The organism is Zwartia hollandica (assembly GCF_019923725.1).
Classification (GTDB): domain Bacteria; phylum Pseudomonadota; class Gammaproteobacteria; order Burkholderiales; family Burkholderiaceae_B; genus Zwartia; species Zwartia hollandica.
Window position 1 is genome coordinate 1 of the sequence record NZ_JAHXRI010000004.1, and the last position, 21,760, is coordinate 21,760.

A 21,760-nucleotide genomic window follows, 5' to 3' on the forward strand; every position below is an offset into this window, starting at 1 on the left:
CCAGATTGAGTATTGCCACTTGGCGCATGATGAGCAGAGTATTGCGATGCTGGCACGCGCGTTTGAAAAGAATCTCGCTGAACTGGCCGAGCACTGCTTGAATGATCCGCTGGCCGTCACGTATTCGCCTACGGATGCGGTCGATAATTATGATCCGATGCTGCCACTACGGGTCACGGGCTCTAAGCTGCCGCTGTTCTGTGTTCATGCGGGAAGTGGAAGCGGTACGGTTTTCCGACCGTTGGCAGAGTCGCTTGGAAATGATCAACCTGTATGGGCACTCCACGCTAAAGGACAAGAGCCAGGTGAGTCTCCACATAGGTCGATGGATGAGATTGTTGAGTGTTATATCAAGGCAATCTTGCGCGTTCAGCCAAAGGGTCCGTATCAATTGCTAGGCTGGTCTTTTGGTGGATGGATTGTTCAAGAGATCGCGCGACGGCTCGAGCTGCAAGGGCACGAGGTTCGTCTTTTAGCCATACTTGATACGCAAATTAGACCGCCAAGTACTTGGACAGACCGTAGTTTGGTTGGTAAGCATGGCCAAGTGTTATGCATGGCGAAGGATAATCGTATTGACTTATGCGGCGCACCCAACAACTATGAGGGTCACTTGCAGGCGGTACACCAGTGGATGCAAGAGCATGGGGAGATACCACCAACTGCGACCGTAGCCTGGTTTGAAGATGCGCTAGAGCAAGTCGCAATCAGACAAAATTTAATTGTTCAGCACACAATCAAGCCCTGTACGGCTTCAATTCTTTTATTCCGAGCCGCGAGAGAACCCAGTCCAGAATATAAGGACGCCTTTGACTGGTCTCGTTATACGCACGGGGCTTTGTCGTCGATTGATATGGATGTAGAGCACGGAAAGATGGCAGATGCAGCGGCTTCTGTGGAGATCGCACAATTGTTGCAACAGAAGCTTAAATAAAAAGCGGAGCCTTGGCTCCGCTTTTTATTTGGTTAAACGTAAACGCTCAGCTCAATTATGTTTCTTCTACTGTGTTAATGAACGTTTCGGGAGGCACCCAACTAATAATGTGGCTTTTCTGTTTAAGGTATAGGCCTTCTGCAGTGTCTTGCATGGGCAGCTTCAGAGCGAGCTTTTCATCGAGTCGACCATAATTCAAAAAGTAGTTGTGCTGATCGAACGCAACACTGTTATTGGCAGCCCAGTGTGAAATCAAGCTCTGACGGGTGCGCGATACATCGTTAACGGGGCTGCCGCCGTGCACCATCCATTGATGCCAAATGACGACATCGCCTTTTTTTATACAAAATCTTTGACGGCCTTCGCGGTTTGTCCACTCCAGTTGGCACTGCTCAGCAACACGCTTTGATAAGTCCCAACAAGCGGGATCTGTACTAGCGGAGATATTCTTTGCACGAAACGCTAAGACCTCTGCATACAGTTCAGGATTCTTCTTGAGGGCACCTTCTACGTCCAGGGCATTTTTGTGGGTGCCCGGAATTAAGAAAAGCGGTCCCGAATCTTCATGCACGTCTTCCAGGGCAGTCCATACCCCAGCCATCGAGCCATAGGGTTCAACAAAAAACCAGGGTGCATCGGTGTGAGCAATTTGTTCGCTGCCTTGATCAAAAAGTAAGGTTCCCCAAAGCACGGGTTTTGCTGAGAACAATTGAGTTAAGACATTGTTCAATGCTGGATTTAGTAATGCTTTTTGAATACCAGGGCTGCCCGCATGAACATGAAGAACTCTATTCGCGCGACCCGATGGATCGTATGCCTCATCCCCAGCTTCGGCGCGAAAACGTTCAATATTTTCGATAATGTTATCGATGAACTCGTGGGAATAAAACTTAGGCAGGTGCAGGTAACCATCTTGCGCCCATTTATTCATGTCCACTTTAAAAGTGGTGTCGTGACCCATAGGGACTCCATTCCAGCGTTTGGCTAAGAAATTAATGATTCTGACCGTATTGTAGGCAGGGCAAGGGAGCTGGACTTTGCTTAAACGCAACGTTTGTGCGCATTTGCGAGATTTTTAGTGCTATTGCCTTATGCGCTCCAAAGGGACGGTTTCGTCTGGGGTCCTATTAACCCTTCAAAATGCTTTGCCACCTGCAATACGAGAGGGTCCTTATACCTTGGGCCGACAATTTGCAGGCCGACCGGAAGTCCACGGGCAAGCCCCGCTGGAACGGTACAGGCTGGTGCTTGGCAGTAGTTAAATAATGGGGTGTAAACGGCATGTCCCCGAGGCCCCGCTTCGCGTCCACCGATAATCTTTGGGCCAAGCTCATCGACCGGCCAGGATACGGTTGGGGTAGTCGGGCAAAGCAGCACATCAAACTCTTCGAAGAACTTTGCATAAGCGGCATAGATATGTTCGCGCAGTATCAATACGTCGGCGATCTCTACCGCCGAATAGGTTCTGCCCAAGATAATTTGGGCCGCGATATCGGGATCGATCTGCGACGGATCTGCGTCATAGGCTTTGCCATGTAGTGCGGCTAAGCCAGCCTGCTGAAGCTTGAGTAGTGGGTATGTGTGAACGCCTTGTGGCCATGCGGGTGCTGCAACCTCAACCGAGTAGCCATCTCTTTCCAGTGACTGGACGGCGCTTTCTACAACTTCTCTCACGTCAGCGTCAATGGCAAAGTTACAGCCGATGTCGTGGCTGTAGGCGATACGTAACTTTTTGGAAGGCGCTTCATCGAGCTTGACCTGCGCCTCAGCGTTTGTGTGCCATTGCGAACCCCAGTCGCTGTGCTTGAACTCCACCAAGTGTTTCCACATCAGTGCGACATCTTCTACGGTTCTTCCAAGCTGTCCGTTGACAGATAGACCAAAATTCGGCTCGTCAAATCCGGGGCCGCAAGGCACGAGTCCAAACGTTGGTTTCATACCCACCAGGCCACAATGTGCCGCTGGGCGACGAATGGAGCCACCCGCGTCGGTGCCAAGTGCTAGTGCACCCACGCCTGCGGCTAAGGCGCTGACTGCGCCGCCCGAAGACCCGCCTGGCGTGCGCTCAAGATCCCAGGGCGAGCGTGTCTTGCCGTAAACCAAGTTATTCGACACACCTTTACAGGCGAACTCTGAACAGTTCGTGATGCCGATGATCACGGCTCCTAACTCTTTTAGTCGTGCGACGGCCCAGGCGTCTTTTGGCGCAACAAAATCCTTGAAAAGCAGCGACCCCTGCGTAATGACTTGGCCCTCGACCCAAATATTGTCTTTGACCGTAATCGGTACACCAGCCAAGGGAAGTACTTCTCCCTTCGCGATGCGTTGATCTACTGCTTGGGCCTGACTAAGTGTCCACTGGTCGTCCTGCTGCACGACTGCGTTGAGTTTTGCATTCACTGCGTGAAGCCGCTCTAAGGCGCTACGAGCCACTTCTGTTGCGCTGACAGCTTTGCTATTTGTTTGCGCAGCGATTTCGCTTGCGGTGAATTGCCAGAGCTTAGTCATCTTGTGTGAGCCTATTCTACTTTGCTACCCGCTTTATACCTCAGTACGGATAGCATGGGCGGGCAGGCTTTTTCTAGTTATTCTTGCTTACCTATGAACGTCGTTAAAGTAGTAATCTCAGGGGTTCATTTTCCTCGACCGTAAGTTAGATTACAAAAGTGAGACTTTGTCCTTGAAGCACACCGAAACTGCGCGTTGGTACTTTGGCTGGAATATTGTGGCAGCCTCGTCTCTGCTGACGCTACTCACCGTTGGTATGCGGTTGGGGATCGGTCCGTTTTTTCTCCCCATGGTCGAAGATCTAGGTTTTAGTCGCAGCCTGCTTGCTGGAATCGTCGCAATCGGTATGTTGTTTTACGGAATCGGCATGCCCTTGGGGGGCTATCTTGTCGCTAGGCGAGGCACGAGATTTGTCTTGCTGCTCGGAGCGGCAATTGTGTTGGGTTCGACCATTTGGGCGATTTACGCGCGCACCCCACTTGGCTTCTTATTGTCCTTTGGCGTTTTTCTCTCGATCGGACTTGCCTTTACGAGCCCCGTTACGGTGACTCCGTTAATTAGCCGCTGGTTTAGTCGGCAGCGTGGTATGGCGTTGTTTTTCTTGTCCACCGGCTCAATGGCTGGCATTGCTGTCGTTACCCCGGTACTGACTGCGAGTATCGATGCCTTTAACTGGCAGATGACCCTTCTCGGTTTTGCACTGATTTTTGTAGTGGTCACCGTGCCACTGGCGATTTTCGTGATGCGCGAAGACGCGCCCGTACATGCCGACTTATTACCTGAGCAACGCGCGGCTGCGGCCGCCAAGCCGGCTTCAAAAGAGGTTCAGCTGACATTCTCGCAGGCTATTTGTACCGCACCGTTCTGGATGATTTGCTTAGGCCTCTTTACCTGTGGCTACAGCATGAATTTGCTGGGCACGCATGGCATGCCGATGTTGATGGACCACGGGTTTGATGCCTCGACCAGTGCAATGGGAATTGGATTGATCGGAGTCGTTGCGATTTTCAGTACGCTGGCACTGGGTCGTCTAGCCGACATTATTCCTCGCCGCTACATTTTGGCGGCGATTTACTTCCTTCGGGGGTTAGGATTCTTTGCCTTGATGATTGTTGGCACGCACTTCGAGTTGTACGCAGCTGCGGCGATTGGCGGACTCGTCTGGGCGGGAAGTATCGCCATGTCTTCTGCAATTTTGGCCGATATCTACGGCGTGCGGCTCGTGGGCTTTCTGTATGGCTGGGCTTACTTTAGTCATCAGATCGGAGCGACGATTAGCTCATGGTTGGGAGGCTGGGGCTACGAAACCTATGGCACGCACTGGATCGCGTTTGGTAGCACAGGTATTTTATTAATACTCGCTGCGCTACTGTCTTTGCGTCTACCAGCAGGCCGTTAGGTTTTCTTGGTCGCCGCTTCCAAGCTTTTCAACTCCGCCAAAATGTCAGCGGTGTGCTCACCCACACGCGGGGCAGGGTAGCGAAAGCCGCCTGGGCTCCCTGAAAGTCTAGGGACGATATTGTGCATCGGCACCGATCCAATATCCTTGTCTTCGAGCTCGACAATCGCCTCGCGCTCTCGAGCATAAGGGTGATCCAGTAAATCAAGTACCGAACAGACTGGGCCAACAGTCACCCCAGCGGCTTCAAAGAGTGCAAGGTTTTCGTCTTGCGTTTTACTGCCGATAAAGGCGCTGATGATGCTGTCAAGTTCGTCGCGATTTTTGACACGACCATCGTTTGTTTCAAAGCGTACATCGGTCTTGAGCTCAGGGCGTCCGATCGTGTCCAGGATGCGCATGGCCATGGACTGCATCGAGCCAGACATTGCAACGTGTTTGCCATCTGAGCAGAGATAGATGTTGCGCGGCGCAGTGTGTGAAGACTGATTGCCTGCGCGCATGGTGGCTTGTCCCGTTAGGCTGGATTTGGCTGCCTCAGAGGAAATCACTGAAAAGATCGGTTCAAAGAGCGATAGGTCAATGACCTGTCCACGACCTTCTTTTTCTGCGACGCGTAATGCGGTCAATACTCCCGCTGCACCGTAAATTCCTGCAATCATGTCGGCGAGCGCTAGCGGCGGGAGTGCAGGTGGGCGATCCGGGAAGCCGTTTAAATAAGCGAAGCCCGACATCGCCTCGACGAGCGTTCCAAAACCAGGCTTGTGTTTGTAAGGACCTGTTTGTCCCCAACCGGATACGCGAACGATCACAAGCGCTGGGTTGATCTCTAACAAGACATCGGGCCCCAGGCCCATTTTTTCGAGACCACCCGGTACAAAGTTCTCTATGAAGATATGAGAGTGCTTGAGCAGTCTCTTGAGTGTTGAAAGCCCTTCATCACTTTTTAGATCAAGTACCAGTGAACGCTTGTTACGTCCGTATACTTTCCAGTAAATATCCCAGCCTTCTTCACGCCAATTGCGTAAATCGTCGCCTTTGCCTTCGCGTTCAACCTTAATGACATCCGCACCGAAGTCAGCCAGATAAGCGGACAGCATATTGCCCGCAACCAGACGGGAGAGATCAATGACGCGTACATCGGCGAGCGGACCACGCAGACTGGGATCAAACGTTTTCAAGTAAAGCCTCCTTAGAGATCACGGGATCATAAGGTAATTTTGCTTTACCGTGCACTCGCAGGGTAAGCCTCTCCCCAGTTGAGGAAGGCGCTAAAAGCAGCGTCTGGCAGGTACGCTGGTTGATAGCCAAAGTCTGCTTGGATGCGCTCAATGCTCATGGGCGAGCGGCTCGGGCTGGAGGTACGCCCTATGGTGCATAGAGCTGGGTCGTCGACCAGTTCATAGTTAAACCCAGGGAACGCTGCGCGCATCCTCTGGCACCAATCGGCGACGTCCCAGCGTAGTCCAGCTGACAAATGGTAGAGCGGCTTGGGGTTGAAGTGACTATTCAGCGCAGCAATGACTCCAAAAGCGACGTCTACTGAGTAAACCCAGTCATCTGCGCACTCTCTTAACAGCACCGCTGCTTGACCGGCTTGCGCAGACCTGAGCAGTTGCAGAGGAATACTCAGCGTATCGCGTAAGCCTGTATCGTATTCCCAGCGTCCGAAGACGGTGCCTAACCGGAGAGCGGTTACGTTCATGCCTCGCTTCGTTGCGTAGCGTATGCAAGTGCGTTCGGCGGCGAACTTACTGATGCCGTAGAGGGATTCGGGTAGAGCAGGGCTCGAGCCCTCGTCGAGCCAAGCGCTGCTGCGACCTTGCTCGCCAAACACCGAACCCGTACTGAGTTGTACCACGCGTGGTATTCGATGCCGAAGACACGCTTCGAGCAATTCAACGGTGCCAAGTAAGTTGACCTCGAAGATTCGACGCGCCGATGATTTCTCGCGATCGAGGCCTGCTGTGATGGCCGCAGCGTTCACTACACGGTCGGGCTTGAAGGTCACGAACGCATGCTCAAGGTCAGCGGCTTGAGATACATCACCGTCCATGATGATGAGTTCACCAGGTAATTCTTTTAGTGCACGCTTAAAGCTTGGCGGAGCACTGTTCGGCCCAAACAGTGCGACCGCATGCCCTTGCGCGAGTAATTGCTCAGCAAGATTCAGTCCGACGAAGCCTTGCCCACCGGCAATCAGGACGCGCATTAGTTCAACTCAATTTTAGCTTTGGTAGCGATGTCGCGCCACTTGGCCGTCTCTGCTGCGATAAAGGCAGTCGCTTCGGCTGGAGTCATCAGAATAGGGTCGATTGCCATCTCAGCGAGCTTGCTCACGTAGGCAGGGTCGCGGATAATTTGATCATTCCAGGCCTGCAACTTTTTCTGGATATCGCTAGGTGTCTTGACGGGAACGGCAATGCCCCACCAAGTACTCGACATAATTTGCGGATAACCTAGTTCGGCAAAAGTTGGGACATCAGGTAGAGGTTTGAGACGCGTCTTGTTGGCCACAGCAATTGCACGCACTTTCCCACCCTCAATGTTGCCCTTGAGTGTTGTGAGGTCGTTGACAGTCATGTCAATTTCACCAGAAAGTAGTGCCAACGTCGCAGGACCGCCACCTTTATAGGGCACATGCAAGACATCGATATTCGCGCCCACCTTAACGATCTCAGACCCCATTTGCACGATCGATCCCATTCCTGCTGATCCGAATGTGAGTGTGCCAGGCTTAGCCTTAGCCAAAGCAACGAATTCGGCAAAGTTTTTTGCTTGAACCTTTGGGCTGACCACCATAACGTGCGGGGCATTGGCGATCAGGCCAATCTGTGCAAAATCTCTTTGGAAGTTATAAGGCAGGTTCTTCATGAGAACCTCGTTGATGGCCATCGTGCTGGTGGTACCAAAAAGAATGGTGTAGCCGTTGGGCTCAGCACGCGCGACGTTATTGGTGCCGATCGACCCAGCGGCACCCACGACGTTCTCTACGACGATAGGTTGGCCAGACAGCTTATTGAGATGCAGCGCATACAGACGTCCAACGATGTCGGCTGGGCCACCCGCCGGGAATGGAACCACCATCTTGATCGGGCGGCTAGGGTAATTATCTGCGGTCTGAGCATGTGCGCTTAGGCAGGTGACTGACGCTAGTGCAGCGCCGGCCACGGCGAGAGTGAGTCGCCGTAGTGTGTTGATTTGTCCCCAGGATTGCGTAGAGTGTGGCATATCAGTGATCTCCAAAGTTGAACACGCAACTTTCATAATTTGCGGGTGCCCGGATGGCGCCCCCTCTAAAAAAACTTTCGCTCAAGCGTTCAAATCCCGCTCGGTTGATGCTTGTACTGTGCGACCAGACGCTGCCTGCCAGGTAACGTGTAGCTGCATTGGCCAACTGCGCATGGCTGAGTTCGGGAAAATATCCGTTGACCAGTCTTGCGGTCTCGTCAGGGCCCGCGTCGTGCATCCAACGCAGCGTTGTTGCAAGAGCCGTATCGAGCGCCGCCAGTTCACTCTGGCGCGCTTTGAGCGTCGCGCGAGAGGTGATAAAGCCTGTATAGACGGTAGGACCTCGTTCGCTGGCCTCATAAAGCAGGTGAGCACCGCCGAGTAGGGCTTGGCTAACAAAGGGCTCAAAGGCCTGAATCACCTCCACCTCGTTGCGAGCTAACGCGTCGAGCTGTTCCTGCATGCTCCAGTTAGTCACGAGTTGCCGCGGGATGCTAAGACCCCTGTCGGCCAAGTCGGCTTGAAGGCACAACCAAGGTGTTGGAACCTCCCTGACTACCGATAGCCTCAGGTTGGGCAGGTCGGTGAGCGAGAGATTTTCCTGATTGGAGAGCAGACAGAAGGGGTCTCTGCCTACCGCTTCGGATAGACTGAGCAGTCGATGTTCGTCATCGGCCGAGGTGTCATGGTCGATCATGACACGCATCGGACCACCCCAAGTTAGATCGATTTTGCCTGACTTGACATCATGAATAGCGCCACCTGGTGAGCCCGGTGGTAACCATTCAATATCGAGCCCATGCTCTTGCGCCAGCGAAAGCTCTCGCAAGGCATAGTAGGGGACATAAAAGAGGCCACGGAAGTTCTCCGCGATGGTGAGTTTCACTGTATTCGTGTGGCTAAGAGCCAGATATGAGACAAAAAAACAGTCTAGATGGGTAGGTGACCTCACGCAACAAATACTTAAGGCTCTGCTAATTAAGGAGAGGTGAATTGCTCATTTGGCTAACCATAACTTTATATTTTGCTGCGATGTTCGCTGTGCGCGCGACGCGCCTATTCCTACGATCGTAGGGTTGTTTTCAGTCTGGTTCTAAAGAATACTTCTGATGCAAGTTGGCACTATATAAGAAGCGATGAGGCAACTATGCAGGAGCGAGCGATTGAATAGTGCGATTCTTGCGACTAAATCCAGTAACTCAACCGTATTTGGCTACACCCGCAGTTATCAGCCAACTTCGCTCGGGTACAACATCGTTTATCGAAGCCAGAGATCTACTCCTTCTGACCCAACTAATCCAGGTGGTGATTCGACGAGTTCTTCTCTGTCTAATGAGACGACTTCTACCGGTACGCTCACACCTACCGACCCGCTTATCCCTCCGGTTGTTGTCATTCCCAAGCAGAAGGTGGCAAATCCTGCGGATGACGAGTGCACGCTGATCAATACGTTTGAGAGTCTCCCGTCTCCAGGTAAAGCTTCATATTTACCTGCCAAGTCAAATCTATCGTGTCGCGCAACCACGAGTACTGACGTGCTTTAAGGTCTGACCGAGTAACGAGGCTTAATCCCGCCTTTTGTCGGGTACCCAGCCAAGAATTTGTTTGCTAAAAACGACCTGCAGCAGTAAGGACGAGTGTTCACTTGTACCTGTAGCTTGTGGCGGTATTTCCTTTAAGGTGAGCCATAGATGGAGCCTTTCGAAGTTTTTCGTGCTTACTTGGTCAGGCGCGTGGCGCTGCAACTAGGTATTCCGATCGAGAGCCGTACCATATGGGAAATATGGGTTGCTCTACTTGAGGAGTTCCCAGAGGTGGCCTATATTGCTAGCGACCAATGGCTTAAGCGAGACTTGCTTGTCGAGCATTTGCATTATGCTGACTGCGTGCATAATTTAAATAAGACTGAAACCTCCGTGATTCAGCAAGCCCACGAATCTCCGGAGGTTGCTCGCTATGTTGATAAGTGGCAGCAATTTAATCTGCGGATCCAGACGGCGGCTGCTAAGCGCCGAAAGGTCGACGCTTTTTCATGAAGCTTGATCAACAATGAATTTTTCACCCTTAAGTCTCTCTACCCCAGCTATTCTGATTCACTTGCTGTTTGCACTTGCGGCATTCGCTCTAGGGGGTATTCAGCTTGTTACCAAAAAAGGTACACGTACCCACCGAGCCTTGGGATATGTCTGGGTCACAGCAATGGTCGTTATTTGCGTGACATCTTTCGGTATTAAAGAAGTCATGCCAGACAGCATTTTTGGTGGATACTCACCGATCCATCTTTTAAGTCTATACACTTTAGTTCAGTTGGGCCGGGGCATCTATTTCGCCAGACATAAAAATATCAAGATGCATCGGCGCTGTATGCTGCAAACCTACATTGGCGGACTTGTTATTGCCGGCCTCTTTACATTTATGCCAGGCCGCTTGCTCTACAACGTCGTTATAGCGCCCTGGCTATAAAATCAAACCGTCTGATCTTTGACGGACGCAACTCGCTTGCGCCGATAATAAAAGAACACGGACAAAGACAATCCGAGCCATAGCAGATCGAATGGTAAAAACTCCAAAAAATAGTCGTAGCCATCTGCGAAGTAATTTCTTGCCATACAGGCCGAAGTGATTAGAGCGGAAAGGCACGCTGCCAGCGTACGCAATATTGGGAGCAACACCATAAAGCCGATTGTGCCGTTCAAGATATTCGCTGTATTCATCAGCCCAACAGAAAGAGGGTCAGAGCTTACTGGACGCAGTGAGCCGAAAGCGCATAAAAATTGGCAAAAAGAGAGTGATAGTGTTGGCGATTTGTGCCTCAAGCGGGAGTCGTTCGGCTAACCGATGCTGAAATGACTATGGTACCTAACCGTTTCCTGGATGCCGATTTATTGAATCGACTTAAACAAGGTCCGATCAAATGGGACATGGTTTTGACAATTGGTAAGAGCGGAGACGAAGAAATTAATCCGACCGTGTATTGGCCAGCCGATCGTCAAAGCGTACAAGCCGGAACACGCACCATTACCGATGTGAAGCCGCAAAAGGGCGCAAGTTGCGAAAAAAAGATGTTTAGTCCCACAGTCTTGAGCAATGGCTTTGCTCCTTCCGCGGACCCTATCCTTAATTTTCGCCAAGGCGTATACGGCGTGTCGTTTTCTAAACGCATGACCAATCAATAATCCTCAATGTATTTGTCAGTTGGCAGCGATGATGACTTCATGAAAAGAATTATTCAGTCACTTGCTAACGCCAACTTTCTGCCAAACGGAGGATCGTCTGTCGTCTAGGCCCACACACCCGCACATACCCAAACCTATAGCCAAAAAAAAGACCAACCCCGAAAGGTTGGTATGTGCGGTAATGGTGGTGGGGAGGGGGCCGGCTTATAAATATTGTCTCTGAGGAGGGTACGGCAGCTAATGCATCCTTGGAAGTCATCGTGACTTACTCGATTTATTTGGATCAGCGGGAATAGCCATTTAATCTGTATAAAAAAATGGATTTTCTGTACAGACCAAAAGCGTTATGTATAGAAAATAGAGTTTCCTATACATGATAAGTATATAATGTATAAGAAATCGAATTTTCTATATATTTTTAACAAAAAACTTGGCCATGCCTCAGATCCGCCCTCTTGAACAGTTAAATCCCTCGCGTTTTGAGACTTCCGCCATTCTTAAAAAGCTGGCAAGCAGTAGCCGCAAACTAGCAGAGCTGAAGGGTGTTGCGGCATCGATTCCCAATCAGGGCATTCTCATCAACACGCTAGGCCTTCAAGAGGCAAAAGACAGCTCTGAGATTGAAAACATTGTCACTACCCATGACGAGTTGTTCAAGGACGACGTGTTGCCTGCAAGTTTTACCAACCCAGCGGCCAAAGAGGTTCTGCGGTACCGGCAGGCTTTGCGGGTGGGGTTTGACCAGGTACGTGCGAATGGCCTGCTTACCTCCCGCCACATCATCGAAATTCAGAGCGAGCTAGAGCGCAACAACGCCGGATTTCGCAAGCTGCCCGGCACAGCTCTCAAAAATGGTGCCGGACAAACCATCTATACGCCTCCGCAAAATCCGGATGAAATTTTTGCACTAATGAGCGATCTTGAGCGATTTATCAACGAGCAGAGCCTGTTTGACGCAGATCCGTTGATCAAGATGGCGTTGATTCACCACCAATTTGAGAGCATCCACCCGTTTTACGATGGGAATGGCCGCACTGGGCGTATTCTGAATGTGCTGTATCTGGTGAAGGAAGGTTTGCTCGATATTCCAGTGCTGTACCTCAGCAACCATATTGTGCGCACCAAGTCCGAGTACTACCGCCTGCTACAAACCGTGCGCGAGCATGACAATTGGGAGGACTGGGTGCTTTACCTGTTAGAGGCTGTGGAGCAGACTGCGGGACAAACTATTGCAACCATCCATGCGATCAAGTCGGCGCTGTATGACTATAAGCAGCGCATTCGTGCCAGCTATAAGTTCTATAGCCAGGACCTAATCAATAACCTTTTTATGCACCCCTATACCAAGATCGAGTTTGTGCAACGTGACTTACAGGTATCTCGTCTGACAGCGACAAAGTATATCGACGCGCTAGTGGCTGGCGGATTTTTGCAAAAACAAAAGGTTGGTCGCAGTAACTATTACATTAACGTAGCGTTGAATGCTGTACTGCAGGGTGAGTCAAAGCACCTAGGCGTGCACCCTGCGTAAACCTAACCCTGTAAGCAAAAAAAAGATAACCCTCGAACGTGGAATCTACTACGTAAGAGGTTAAGTACTCGTATTGTGCCAATGAAGCGTCTTTTAAAACTACGCTTCATGAACACCATTTACTAATAATGCGAATACATCTTTTCTTTTGAATTCATGGGCATGTCACTTTTTTTGCTTATTTGATGGCTCCAAAGCCTGGACTACCCAGGATGGGCGAGTCAGAGAGGGTAAGCCGATTGACAAAGGGCTGATCCATAAACTGCTTCACAACCGAACCTACCTAGATGGGTTACGCCATAAAGAGCAGTGGTATCCAGCGGAGCATTTGCTGAATACAAATCCGACCCCTTCAGTGTATTCATGACAAAGACGTTTCGGTATTCCCACGAGGATTTAATTATGTAGCCAAGGCTCCCAAACCACTTTGAAGAGCAAGCGGCCGGGCATAAAAGTAAAGACACCGGCAATAAGCAGCCCGCCTATGTAGGTGAACAACATACAGCGACGATGCATCTTTATATTTCTATTTTTAGCGAAATAGATGCCTCTGGCTAATTGCACCCGTAGACTTCCGTGACATTCGAAAATGGCGCTTCCCTTACACATCCGTACAGCAGGCGGCATTCGTTGTATGTAGTTGATAGCTCACCAGATGCCACATCTCCACAGTCCGTAACAGTTCCCACAGACCGGCATGAACCCAAACCTGTAGGCAAAAAAATACCAACCCCGAAGGGTTGGTATGTGCGGTACTGGTGGTGGGGTGAAGCCTGAGTAAAAAGATTTGTAGTTCAAAAAGATAGGGCTACTGATAACGGCTGAGGAATGTTGTGGCTACTTCATTGAGCGACGCGACGTAAGCGACTAAGACGACGTGCGAGACGTTCAAGCGGCGCGCGCTCGTCAACGCAAGTTGTCTTATGACATTGCGGGTTGACCGAGAGTCCATTCAGATGCGACCGTCTCTTATTTCGACAATGCGCACATCCGGTTAACGATGCACGCGAACACCACCAGAAGAGCCTGGCGGTAACTAATGAATATCGAGTCCTAGCTTCCGAGCGAAGACCCGCTCACGCAGGGTATAACAGGAGCCATAAAAGAGGCCACGGAAGTTCTCCGCGATGGTGAGTTTCACTGTATTCGTGTGGCTAAGAGCCAGATATGAGACAAAAAAACAGTCTAGATGTCCAAGGGACAACACGCAACAAAAACTTTTATCTAATCTTTTCTAGATAGCCCTGTTGTACCAGAAAATTACTGCTTATCCTTCGATTCCATATGGGTTAATCTGTACGTTCTAAGCTGGCCTTTAAGTGATTAAAGATGATGACTTTCGACACATTTAAGCAAGAGGCGCTTGACGCAGGCTTTGATGAAGTGGTGGAGCGGCAGTGGGATGCTGACGTGTTCTTGGACACACACACGCACCCAGTGTCTGTGAGTGTTTTGGTGGTCAAAGGTGAAATGTGGTTAGGTATGCATGGCAATACCCGCCACATGACGCCGGGCTCCACATTTGAAGTGGGATACGAAGAGCCTCATTCAGAACGTTACGGTCCTGAAGGCGCGACGTACTGGGTTGCAAGAAAAAAATAAAGTCTTTTTTGGATTGATGTAGTCCTTCGCCTAATCAATTCGCGTACTTTTTAGCTCCAGCTACGCAAACGACTGCTCCCAGTGTCATCGCTATCATTTGCCAACTGACTGTTTCATGTAAAAGTGCGGCAGAAATTGCTAGCCCTATAAACGGCTGAAACAGTTGCAGTTGCCCAACTGCAGCAATGCCTCCTTGGGCTAAGCCACGATACCAAAACACGAAACCAATCAACATGCTGAACAAAGATACGTAAGTAAAACCAATCCACCCCGAAGCCGTTACATGGCTAAACGTTTCTGGCATGGTAAATAAAGCAAGTGGCAGCATGATTGGAAGAGATATCAGCAGTGCCCAACTAATGACCTGCCATCCACCTAATTTACGCGAAAGATGGCCACCCTCTGCATAGCCAAGTCCGCAAACAACAACGGCGGCTAGCATAAACAAATTGCCTTCAAAAGAGCCTTCCATTTTTCCGATGGCGGTGTAACCGATTACGAAGCTACTTCCAAGTATTGCGAATAACCAAAATGCTGGACGAGGGCGTTCACCTGCGCGTAGCACCGCAAAGATCGCAGTGCAAAGAGGCAACAAACCTAAAAAAACAATTGAATGTGCAGATGTGACGTATTGCAGAGCTAATGCGGTTAACAGGGGGAATCCAACCACAACGCCTATTGCAGTGATGACTAGAGATTTGATGTCGCTTAGTTGCGGTCTGGGCTGCCTTAGTAATAAAAGAAGAATCGTGCCAGCGATGCCAGCGATACTTGCTCGAGCTGTGGTTAAAAACATTGGATTGAAGTCAAGGACGGCAACCCGTGTCGCAGGTAAAGAGCCAGCAAAAATGACGATTCCAATAAAACCGTATATCCATCCACTGGTAGAACGCTTCAAGCATGACTCCTATGTTTTAGTTCTGTGCTCACGTTGGTAGAAAGTACCATGTGTCACTGTGTCTTCAAGCAAAAAAAGACCACCCTCGAAAGGATGGTCTTGTGCGGTTTGGTGGTGGGGTCGGGACCAACCTATAAACTTAGTCTCTGAGAGGGTTAGTGTGGCTGATAACGTTTATGTGAAGACGCATACAAGTGTTGCGCCCGCTGTTCGGATGGCGTTCGAAGTCGAGTAGCACTCTAAAGTTGGTTAAATATTAGACTTGTAAATCGTACCAATTTTGGTACAATAGCTCATAGAGAAAAAAGCAACGCCAACCTTAGCAGCTCGTTTTTACAGGTCGGATGTCGGTGGTGAACCAGTGCGCGATTGGTTGAAGGCTTTGCCTGTCGCTGAGCGCAAGATCATTGGTGAAGATATAAAGACCGTTCAGTTCGGTTGGCCCTTGGGCATGCCATTGGTCGCACATCTCGAAAGTGGGATCTGGGAAGTACGTACAAGGTTAAGTACACGGATTGCGCGAGTGTTATTTGTGCTTGATAGAGACGTGATGGTTCTATTACATGGTTTCATCAAGAAAGAGCAGAAGACCCCAAAGCCAGAATTGGATTTGGCAAAAGAACGGCTCAAACTATTGAAGAGGCATAAATGAAGAATAAAAATATCGGTAGTGATTTTGATGACTTCCTCACGGATGAGGGCATGCTTGAGGAAGTGACTGCCGTGGCGGTCAAACGGGTGATCGCTTGGCAAATTGAGCAAGAAATGTCGGCTCAAAAGATGACCAAGACAGCTATGGCGAAAAAGATGCGAACCAGTCGTGCCTCACTCAATCGTTTGCTAGATGAGAACGATACCAGCCTAACTTTGACGACGTTGGCAGGTGCGGCCGCTGTTCTCGGTCGACGGATCAAACTTGAGTTAACGCCGGTCTGAATACGCGGTCAATCGAGTCATATTGATCCGTTCCGTTCCACAAAAAAGGGCGGACGATGCTATCGGTATTACATCCCGCAGCGAGATGTCAAAGAGTACGCAGGCGCATCGGGCCTGCCAAGAATGCCGGCAGCAGGGCTTGAGCAATTACGAGGCCTTTTACGCTCACCAGAATTGCTTGCCGAGGTTCTGCCGCATGCGATCAGCTTAGATCCAAGCTTGGCGAGGCTAAAGCCACGGTTGCGATGACCCGCCTTGACGAGATTTGGGATCAGCTATTTCCTGCCGAGCAAGCGCGCATTGTGCGCCTCTTGGTCGAGCGCGTAATTGTGTCACCAACTGAGCTAGAGGTACGACTACGCGCCAACGGGCTTGAGAAAATAGTTCTGGAATTGCAAGCCGATCGCCTGCAGGCCAAGAACGAGGAGGTCGCAGCATGAGTGGTTTACACATTCATAAAAATGGCACGCCGGAAGTCATTGAGTCCAGCGATGGACGTCTCACGCTCTCGGTGCCCATTCAGTTCAAGCGACGCGCAGGCCGTAAGCTGATTACGCTGCCCAACGGTGAGCTGGGTGAGCCGAGGCCTTGGGGTATCGCCCCCACGGCGCTGCAACTTGCGTTGGCTAGAGGGCATCGCTGGCTTGCGATGTTGGAATCAGGGCAGGTGAGTTCTTTGCGGGAGATCGCGGCTCAGGAGGGCGTCGACAATAGTTACGTCAGTCGCATGATGAATCTGACGGTGCTTTCGCCTGATATCGTTGAGGCGATTCTAGACGATGCGTTGCCAGACCACCTTACGCTGTTTGACATTGCGGTGGACCCGCCGGCGCTTTGGGAGGGACAGGAGGCCTTAATAAGTAATCGGCATCCAGGCTGATCTCGATTTTTGCTTAAGTATGCTTGTCTTTTATCCCTCATTTAGGGGGTGGACAAATCGTAACAAATATGAGAACGTCAAAGTAATGGATAAACATTATCTGGGCACTTGAATCGTGACATGTAATAACTCATGGCAACGTGACATTTACTTGGAGGCTTTATGAAACAACCGGGCTTAGATGGTCGTCATCACGATTAAGATTTATGCAATTTACATAAGAGGTAAGAATGTCAGTTGTGATCTCGGTGCACGACGCCATAGAGCAAGAGGAAGTCATTGCACTTTATCGAGCGAACGAATGGTCATCTGCCGATAAGCCAACACAACTAATGGCTGCGCTTCGCAATTCACATAGCCTCGTCACCGCAAGGTTTGATGGTCAGCTTATTGGTCTTGGCAATGCAATTTCTGATGGCTATCTTGTTGTTTACTATCCCCATATGTTGGTACATCCAAAGCATCAAGGGCGAGGGGTAGGAAAGCAAATGATGCAAGCCATGCAACAAAAATACGCAGCCTTTCACCAGAAAATGCTTGTCGCGGATGGCCGCGCGATCGATTTTTATAAATCGCTGGGATTTTCCAGAGCAGGGCACACTGAGCCAATGTGGATATATGCTGGTAGCGAGCATTGATACTAGATCTGTAATGACTCACTGGCTATCTGATTTTTATTTGATTCGTTCAAAAGTACCTATTTAAATTCGCAATGTTAAAAAGGGGCTAGTAATGCGCTGGATCGTTTTCTTTGAAGATACGTCTGAATTATGATAATTTCATTTTCTATCATCAGGAACATTGGCCATGTTTGAGCTTCACATCGCGAATAAAAACTATTCTTCTTGGTCTTTGCGACCTTGGCTACTAATGAGAGCCCTTGATATTCCGTTTGTAGAGAGGCTTCATTATTTTTCATCTCCAGGAACACCTAGTACATTTAGTTCCTTATCCCCAAGCGCCAAGGTGCCGGTTCTGGTGAATAACGAATTTTATATTTGGGACACCCTATCTATTATCGAATATCTAGCGGAAGAGTACCCAGATGTGTGGCCATCTGAGAAAATCAATCGTGCTTGGGCTCGAAGTGCTTGCGCAGAAATGCACTCCAGTTTCTTTGCATTAAGAAGTGAATGTTCGATGAGTGTGGGTGTTCGTGTGCGGCTTCACGAAATGAGTGTTGCCCTTAAATCTGATATTGCTCGAATTGAAATTTTGTGGGCTGACGGATTTGATCGATTTAAAGGCGCATGGCTAACTGGAGACCAGTTCACTGCGGTTGATGCATTTTTTGGTCCAGTTGCCTTTAGATTTCGAACATACGGAATCTTGTTGAACGATCGTTCGCAGGCTTATGTAGAGAAACTATTGAGTCATCCTGCAATGATTGAATGGGAACAGGATGCGCTTAATGAGACTGTGCGTGATAAGGCACACGACATTGAAATTGAACATATGGGTTTAATTGTTCAAGACTTTAGGGCGAGACCTAATGTCAGTTTGTGAGGCAGCATTGCGATCTCCTTTCGTGTATTTGAGAGCTGTTAGGAAATTTTCTGCTACGGTCATCAGTTGCTGTTTCGCTACCCAATGCCACACAAAAACTCGCTCGATCAGTCCGCAAGTAACGCATTGATTTCAAAGAGTTTATAAAAAACCACTCGCGGACTTCGACCCATATCACTGGTACAGACTCACAGAGACTATCCACCCCCAGAGACAAAACCTTCACTTTTACCACCCCGAACCCCAGTCTCCGAAGTCCGCAACACTCCCCACAGATCCGCATGAACCCAAACGTGTACACAAAAAAATACCAACCCCGAAAGGTTGGTATGTGCGGTACTGGTGGAGCCGGGGGGAATTGAACCCCCGTCCGCGAGCCCTCTGCAGGCAGTTCTACATGCGTAGTCGTTTAATTTTTAATTTAACCTCGGACTTTGCCAAACGACAGGCCGGACCTTGGCGATTCACTTGGTTTTAAGAATTTGACGAGTGACCCGGCAAACCCCGATTCTTTGTAAATGACGCTGCTGTGGTTTTACCCACCTGACCCAAAGACAAATCAGTGCAGCGGCTCACCGCTTAAGCGGCCAGAGCGAAACGCTCGTCGTTGGCGTTTATAGTGTTTCCAGTGGATTTACGAGCGAACTGGTGCTCGGCATGCCCTGCACTGTTTCGCGACCCACGTCGAATCCGGATCGGCCCCAGTAGTGCGATTGTAGACGAACAATCTATTGATTCAGACAGATGAGATGTAAAAGAGTTCAGTCTTTGTTACACGTTCATCAATTGTTTGATCATGGGCCACATATCACGTGCAGAATGGGCTGTGTGATTTGCTTGCCAGGTGTCGACCGGATGGTCAGGTCCGCAATAACCATAGGCGGCTGCAATCGATGGCATACCCGCTGCGCGCGCGGCTTGGATGTCGCGGATGTCATCGCCAACATAGAGGCAACGATCCGTGCCAAAACCAGCCTGCTGTGCGGCGTGTAGCAGGGGCAGGGGGTGAGGCTTGGCGTGTGCAGTGGTATCTCCGCATACCAAGACTGCGCAGTCTTTGTCAAGACCGAGTGCCGTGACAATCGGCTGAGCAAGATGCGTCACCTTGTTTGTCACGATGCCCCAGGCGAGACCTTGCGTTGAAATTTGCTCTAGCAGCTCTGGCACGCCGTCGAATAAACAGGTGTCGACTGTCATTGCGGCTTGATAGTCTGCCAGAAATTGCAAACGATGCTGCTCATAGGCCTCGTCTGCTGGGGTGAGATTAAGTGCGCAGCGCAGCAGGCCGCGTGCGCCTGCAGAGGAGTAGGGACGCAGAACGTCTAGTGGCAAGGGTGGTAGACCTGCACGCTCTCGTTGCTTGTTCGCAGCAGCGCCCAGATCGGGTGCTGTATCGGCGATCGTGCCGTCAAAATCAAAGAGGACGAGGGCGGTCATTTACGTGTAGCCATTAAGTAGTTGACGCTCGTGTCGCGGCCGAGCGAATAGGTTTGTGTAAAGGGGTTGTAGCTCATACCCATCAGTTCTTGCGTTGTCAGCCCACAGGTGCGTGCCGAGGTTGCAAGCTCGCTGGGACGTACAAAGCTGCGCCAACTGTGTGTTCCACGTGGCAACAGACGCAAAATGTATTCTGCCCCTACGATGGCAAAAAGAAATGATTTGGGATTGCGATTGAGCGTTGAAAAAAACACCCAGCCACCAGGTTTAACGAGCGTTGAGCAAGCGCGCACAATTGAGCCCGGGTCAGGCACGTGTTCTAACATTTCCATACAGGCGACGACATCAAACGTTTGTGGTTGCTCAAGAGCCATGTCTTCCGCGCTAATGCTGCGATAGGTGACAGGTACGCCAGATTCCAGGCCATGTAGCTTTGCAACGCGCAGCGACTTGTCTGCTAAGTCAATACCGGTGACTTTAGCGCCCGCACGCGCCATGCCTTCGGCAAGAATGCCGCCGCCACAGCCTACATCGAGGACTGTTTTGTCGTGTAGCCCGCCCACAAGCCCCTTGATCCACTCGAGTCTGAGCGGATTAATTGCATGCAGAGGTTTAAATTCGCTATTGGGATCCCACCAGCGCGAGGCAAGCGCGCTGAACTTGTCTAGCTCTGCCTGATCAACATTAGAGGAGGGGCGTGAGGCATCAGAAGACATAGGACTATTCGCCAATAAAACAGCATAATGAAAAAAAGGCCCCGCAAGCGAGGCCTTTTTGAGTCGGAATAAGCACTGGCAGAGCCAGTCTTACCCAATCAACATCAAGAATTACTTCTTGCTGCCGATGATTTCGACGTCTACGCGACGGTTCTGTGCGCGACCAGCTGCTGTACGGTTGTCAGCAACAGGATTCGACTTGCCTTTACCTGAAGCGGTGATGCGGTTAGCAGCAACGCCTTTGGTAACCAAGTAAGCTTTGACAGCTTCTGCACGGCGAACCGACAGGGCTTGGTTGTAAGCATCAGAACCGATCGAGTCAGTGTGACCGATGGCGATGATTGTCTCGAGGTTGATGGCGCTTGAGCGCTGAACAACTTGGTCAAGCAGCTTGCGGCCTTCTGGTTTGACGATTGCTTTGTCAAAATCAAACAGAGCTTCGGCTTTGATCGAAACTTTGTCTGCCATTGGCTGAGTAGCGGCTTTCTTAACGCACTCGGCGGCAGCTGTTGCTGGTGTCCAGAAGTTGTTCTGCCAGCAGAGCTCATTGGAACCGTTCTTCCAAATGAGCTCGTTAGAGCCGTTCTTCCAATTGTCTACTGTTTGTGCGGAAGCGACGCCGGTTGCCGAAATAGCAGCAAAGGCGAGTGCTAGAGCGAATTTGGAGGGCTTGTTCATGTTTCTCCTCGATTGAGCTTGAAGCTGGATAAGTGACTCGCAGCGAACTCCCGCCGCAAATGTAAAAAAAATACATCAGGTAACCATTATAACAAAGCAGCGAGCACGTTCAAAAGAGCTTACTCACTGGGTTTCCTGCGTGCTGATTCGAATCTTACGGCATTTGGGGAACTTTGGCGAAGTTAATGCATCACTTGAACCTCTGAAGTGCGTATTTCTACCTTCCGACCCCCTTCGCTGTTGGTTTTTGGCAACAGCGAAAGCTATTTTTGATTTTTTTCTCGCCTGGCGGGGTTGAAGTTGCATTTTTCGCCCTAGAACGCTGCAC

General features: G+C 50.2%; 25 protein-coding genes, 1 other RNA gene and 1 pseudogene. 15 read left to right on the forward strand and 12 right to left on the reverse strand.

Annotated features, from left to right (window positions below; genetic code table 11):
- A partial coding sequence (locus KZZ10_RS02005; RefSeq protein WP_259659833.1) for a thioesterase domain-containing protein occupies positions 1–934 on the forward strand: 934 nt, incomplete at its 5' end.
- 55 nt (positions 935–989) lie between these two features.
- Here the strand turns inward: KZZ10_RS02005 and KZZ10_RS02010 are convergent.
- Positions 990–1,895, reverse strand: a complete 906-nt coding sequence (locus tag KZZ10_RS02010) for a phytanoyl-CoA dioxygenase family protein (RefSeq protein ID WP_259659834.1) — start codon at positions 1,893–1,895, stop codon at positions 990–992.
- A gap of 128 nt (positions 1,896–2,023) precedes the next feature.
- Positions 2,024–3,442: an amidase gene (locus KZZ10_RS02015; RefSeq protein ID WP_259659835.1), complete on the reverse strand. Its 1,419-nt coding sequence runs from the start codon at positions 3,440–3,442 to the stop codon at positions 2,024–2,026.
- A 172-nt stretch (positions 3,443–3,614) separates the two neighbouring features.
- Here KZZ10_RS02015 and KZZ10_RS02020 point away from each other — a divergent pair, with 172 nt between their 5' ends.
- Complete coding sequence (locus KZZ10_RS02020; RefSeq protein WP_259659836.1) at positions 3,615–4,841, forward strand: MFS transporter; 1,227 nt, start codon at positions 3,615–3,617, stop codon at positions 4,839–4,841.
- Here the strand turns inward: KZZ10_RS02020 and KZZ10_RS02025 are convergent.
- The 4 genes from KZZ10_RS02025 to KZZ10_RS02040 are packed head-to-tail and all read right to left on the reverse strand — an operon-like array spanning position 4,838 to position 8,958.
- Positions 4,838–6,022: a CaiB/BaiF CoA transferase family protein gene (locus KZZ10_RS02025; RefSeq protein ID WP_259659837.1), complete on the reverse strand. Its 1,185-nt coding sequence runs from the start codon at positions 6,020–6,022 to the stop codon at positions 4,838–4,840. The two genes, KZZ10_RS02020 and KZZ10_RS02025, sit on opposite strands and share 4 nt — an antisense overlap.
- Before the next feature lie 44 nt (positions 6,023–6,066).
- Positions 6,067–7,053 carry an NAD-dependent epimerase/dehydratase family protein gene (locus KZZ10_RS02030; protein WP_259659838.1) on the reverse strand — a complete coding sequence of 329 codons (987 nt, stop codon included), beginning with the start codon at positions 7,051–7,053 and terminating at the stop codon, positions 6,067–6,069.
- Positions 7,053–8,072 (reverse strand): Bug family tripartite tricarboxylate transporter substrate binding protein, encoded by a 1,020-nt coding sequence (locus KZZ10_RS02035; protein WP_259659839.1) that lies wholly within the window; start codon positions 8,070–8,072, stop codon positions 7,053–7,055. The genes KZZ10_RS02030 and KZZ10_RS02035 overlap by 1 nt, the downstream gene beginning before the upstream one ends.
- 1 nt (position 8,073) lies before the next feature.
- Positions 8,074–8,958: an ABC transporter substrate-binding protein gene (locus KZZ10_RS02040; protein ID WP_259659840.1), complete on the reverse strand. Its 885-nt coding sequence runs from the start codon at positions 8,956–8,958 to the stop codon at positions 8,074–8,076.
- A 277-nt stretch (positions 8,959–9,235) separates the two neighbouring features.
- Between KZZ10_RS02040 and KZZ10_RS02045 the strand changes: the two genes are divergently transcribed.
- The 3 genes from KZZ10_RS02045 (at position 9,236) to KZZ10_RS02055 (ending at position 10,535) form a co-directional block, all read left to right on the forward strand.
- A complete protein-coding gene (locus tag KZZ10_RS02045) occupies positions 9,236–9,616 on the forward strand; it encodes a hypothetical protein (RefSeq protein ID WP_259659841.1) in 381 nt (126 codons plus the stop codon).
- 147 nt (positions 9,617–9,763) lie between these two features.
- Complete coding sequence (locus KZZ10_RS02050; protein WP_259659842.1) at positions 9,764–10,108, forward strand: hypothetical protein; 345 nt, start codon at positions 9,764–9,766, stop codon at positions 10,106–10,108.
- 13 nt (positions 10,109–10,121) lie between these two features.
- Positions 10,122–10,535 carry a DUF2306 domain-containing protein gene (locus tag KZZ10_RS02055; protein ID WP_259659843.1) on the forward strand — a complete coding sequence of 138 codons (414 nt, stop codon included), beginning with the start codon at positions 10,122–10,124 and terminating at the stop codon, positions 10,533–10,535.
- Positions 10,536–10,537: 2 nt separating this feature from the next.
- Here the strand turns inward: KZZ10_RS02055 and KZZ10_RS02060 are convergent, their stop codons facing one another.
- Positions 10,538–10,786, reverse strand: coding sequence for a hypothetical protein (locus KZZ10_RS02060; RefSeq protein ID WP_259659844.1), 249 nt, complete (start codon positions 10,784–10,786; stop codon positions 10,538–10,540).
- Positions 10,787–10,918: 132 nt separating this feature from the next.
- On the opposite strand from KZZ10_RS02060, the gene KZZ10_RS02065 reads away from it, so the two are divergent.
- From KZZ10_RS02065 to KZZ10_RS02080, 4 genes and pseudogenes are all read left to right on the forward strand, one after another.
- The gene (locus KZZ10_RS02065) at positions 10,919–11,248 is read left to right on the forward strand and encodes a catalase family protein (protein ID WP_259659845.1); all 330 of its coding nucleotides are present in this window, start codon (positions 10,919–10,921) and stop codon (positions 11,246–11,248) included.
- Positions 11,249–11,684: 436 nt separating this feature from the next.
- Entirely contained in the window at positions 11,685–12,779 is a 1,095-nt protein-coding gene (locus tag KZZ10_RS02070; RefSeq protein ID WP_259659846.1) for a Fic family protein, read from the forward strand.
- Positions 12,780–12,969: 190 nt separating this feature from the next.
- Positions 12,970–13,107 (forward strand): annotated as a pseudogene (locus KZZ10_RS02075) (recombinase family protein); the annotation flags it as partial.
- Positions 13,108–14,108: 1,001 nt separating this feature from the next.
- Positions 14,109–14,381, forward strand: coding sequence for an AraC family transcriptional regulator (locus KZZ10_RS02080; protein ID WP_259659847.1), 273 nt, complete (start codon positions 14,109–14,111; stop codon positions 14,379–14,381).
- Between the two features lie 34 nt (positions 14,382–14,415).
- Here the strand turns inward: KZZ10_RS02080 and KZZ10_RS02085 are convergent, their stop codons facing one another.
- Complete coding sequence (locus KZZ10_RS02085; RefSeq protein WP_259659848.1) at positions 14,416–15,279, reverse strand: DMT family transporter; 864 nt, start codon at positions 15,277–15,279, stop codon at positions 14,416–14,418.
- A 361-nt stretch (positions 15,280–15,640) separates the two neighbouring features.
- On the opposite strand from KZZ10_RS02085, the gene KZZ10_RS02090 reads away from it, so the two are divergent.
- From KZZ10_RS02090 to KZZ10_RS02115, 6 genes are all read left to right on the forward strand, one after another.
- On the forward strand, positions 15,641–15,931 hold the full coding sequence (locus KZZ10_RS02090) for a type II toxin-antitoxin system RelE/ParE family toxin (protein WP_259659849.1): 291 nt from the start codon (positions 15,641–15,643) through the stop codon (positions 15,929–15,931).
- On the forward strand, positions 15,928–16,215 hold the full coding sequence (locus KZZ10_RS02095; protein WP_259659850.1) for a helix-turn-helix domain-containing protein: 288 nt from the start codon (positions 15,928–15,930) through the stop codon (positions 16,213–16,215). Before KZZ10_RS02090 ends, KZZ10_RS02095 begins: the two co-directional genes overlap by 4 nt.
- Positions 16,216–16,460: 245 nt before the next feature.
- A complete protein-coding gene (locus KZZ10_RS02100) occupies positions 16,461–16,655 on the forward strand; it encodes a hypothetical protein (RefSeq protein WP_259659851.1) in 195 nt (64 codons plus the stop codon).
- Positions 16,652–17,095, forward strand: coding sequence for a LacI family transcriptional regulator (locus KZZ10_RS02105; RefSeq protein WP_259659852.1), 444 nt, complete (start codon positions 16,652–16,654; stop codon positions 17,093–17,095). Before KZZ10_RS02100 ends, KZZ10_RS02105 begins: the two co-directional genes overlap by 4 nt.
- Positions 17,096–17,325: 230 nt before the next feature.
- A complete protein-coding gene (locus KZZ10_RS02110) occupies positions 17,326–17,733 on the forward strand; it encodes a GNAT family N-acetyltransferase (protein WP_259659853.1) in 408 nt (135 codons plus the stop codon).
- Between the two features lie 169 nt (positions 17,734–17,902).
- Entirely contained in the window at positions 17,903–18,601 is a 699-nt protein-coding gene (locus KZZ10_RS02115; protein ID WP_259659854.1) for a glutathione S-transferase family protein, read from the forward strand.
- Positions 18,602–18,941: 340 nt separating this feature from the next.
- Here KZZ10_RS02115 and ssrA read toward each other — a convergent pair.
- From ssrA to ompA, 4 genes are all read right to left on the reverse strand, one after another.
- Positions 18,942–19,304: a transfer-messenger RNA gene (gene ssrA / locus KZZ10_RS02120) on the reverse strand.
- A 68-nt stretch (positions 19,305–19,372) separates the two neighbouring features.
- Positions 19,373–20,038 (reverse strand): phosphoglycolate phosphatase, encoded by a 666-nt coding sequence (gene gph, locus KZZ10_RS02125; RefSeq protein ID WP_259659855.1) that lies wholly within the window; start codon positions 20,036–20,038, stop codon positions 19,373–19,375.
- A complete protein-coding gene (ubiG, locus tag KZZ10_RS02130) occupies positions 20,035–20,754 on the reverse strand; it encodes a bifunctional 2-polyprenyl-6-hydroxyphenol methylase/3-demethylubiquinol 3-O-methyltransferase UbiG (RefSeq protein WP_259659856.1) in 720 nt (239 codons plus the stop codon). The genes gph and ubiG overlap by 4 nt, the downstream gene beginning before the upstream one ends.
- A gap of 111 nt (positions 20,755–20,865) precedes the next feature.
- Entirely contained in the window at positions 20,866–21,432 is a 567-nt protein-coding gene (gene ompA, locus KZZ10_RS02135; RefSeq protein ID WP_259659857.1) for an outer membrane protein OmpA, read from the reverse strand.
- Positions 21,433–21,760 lie beyond the last annotated feature (328 nt).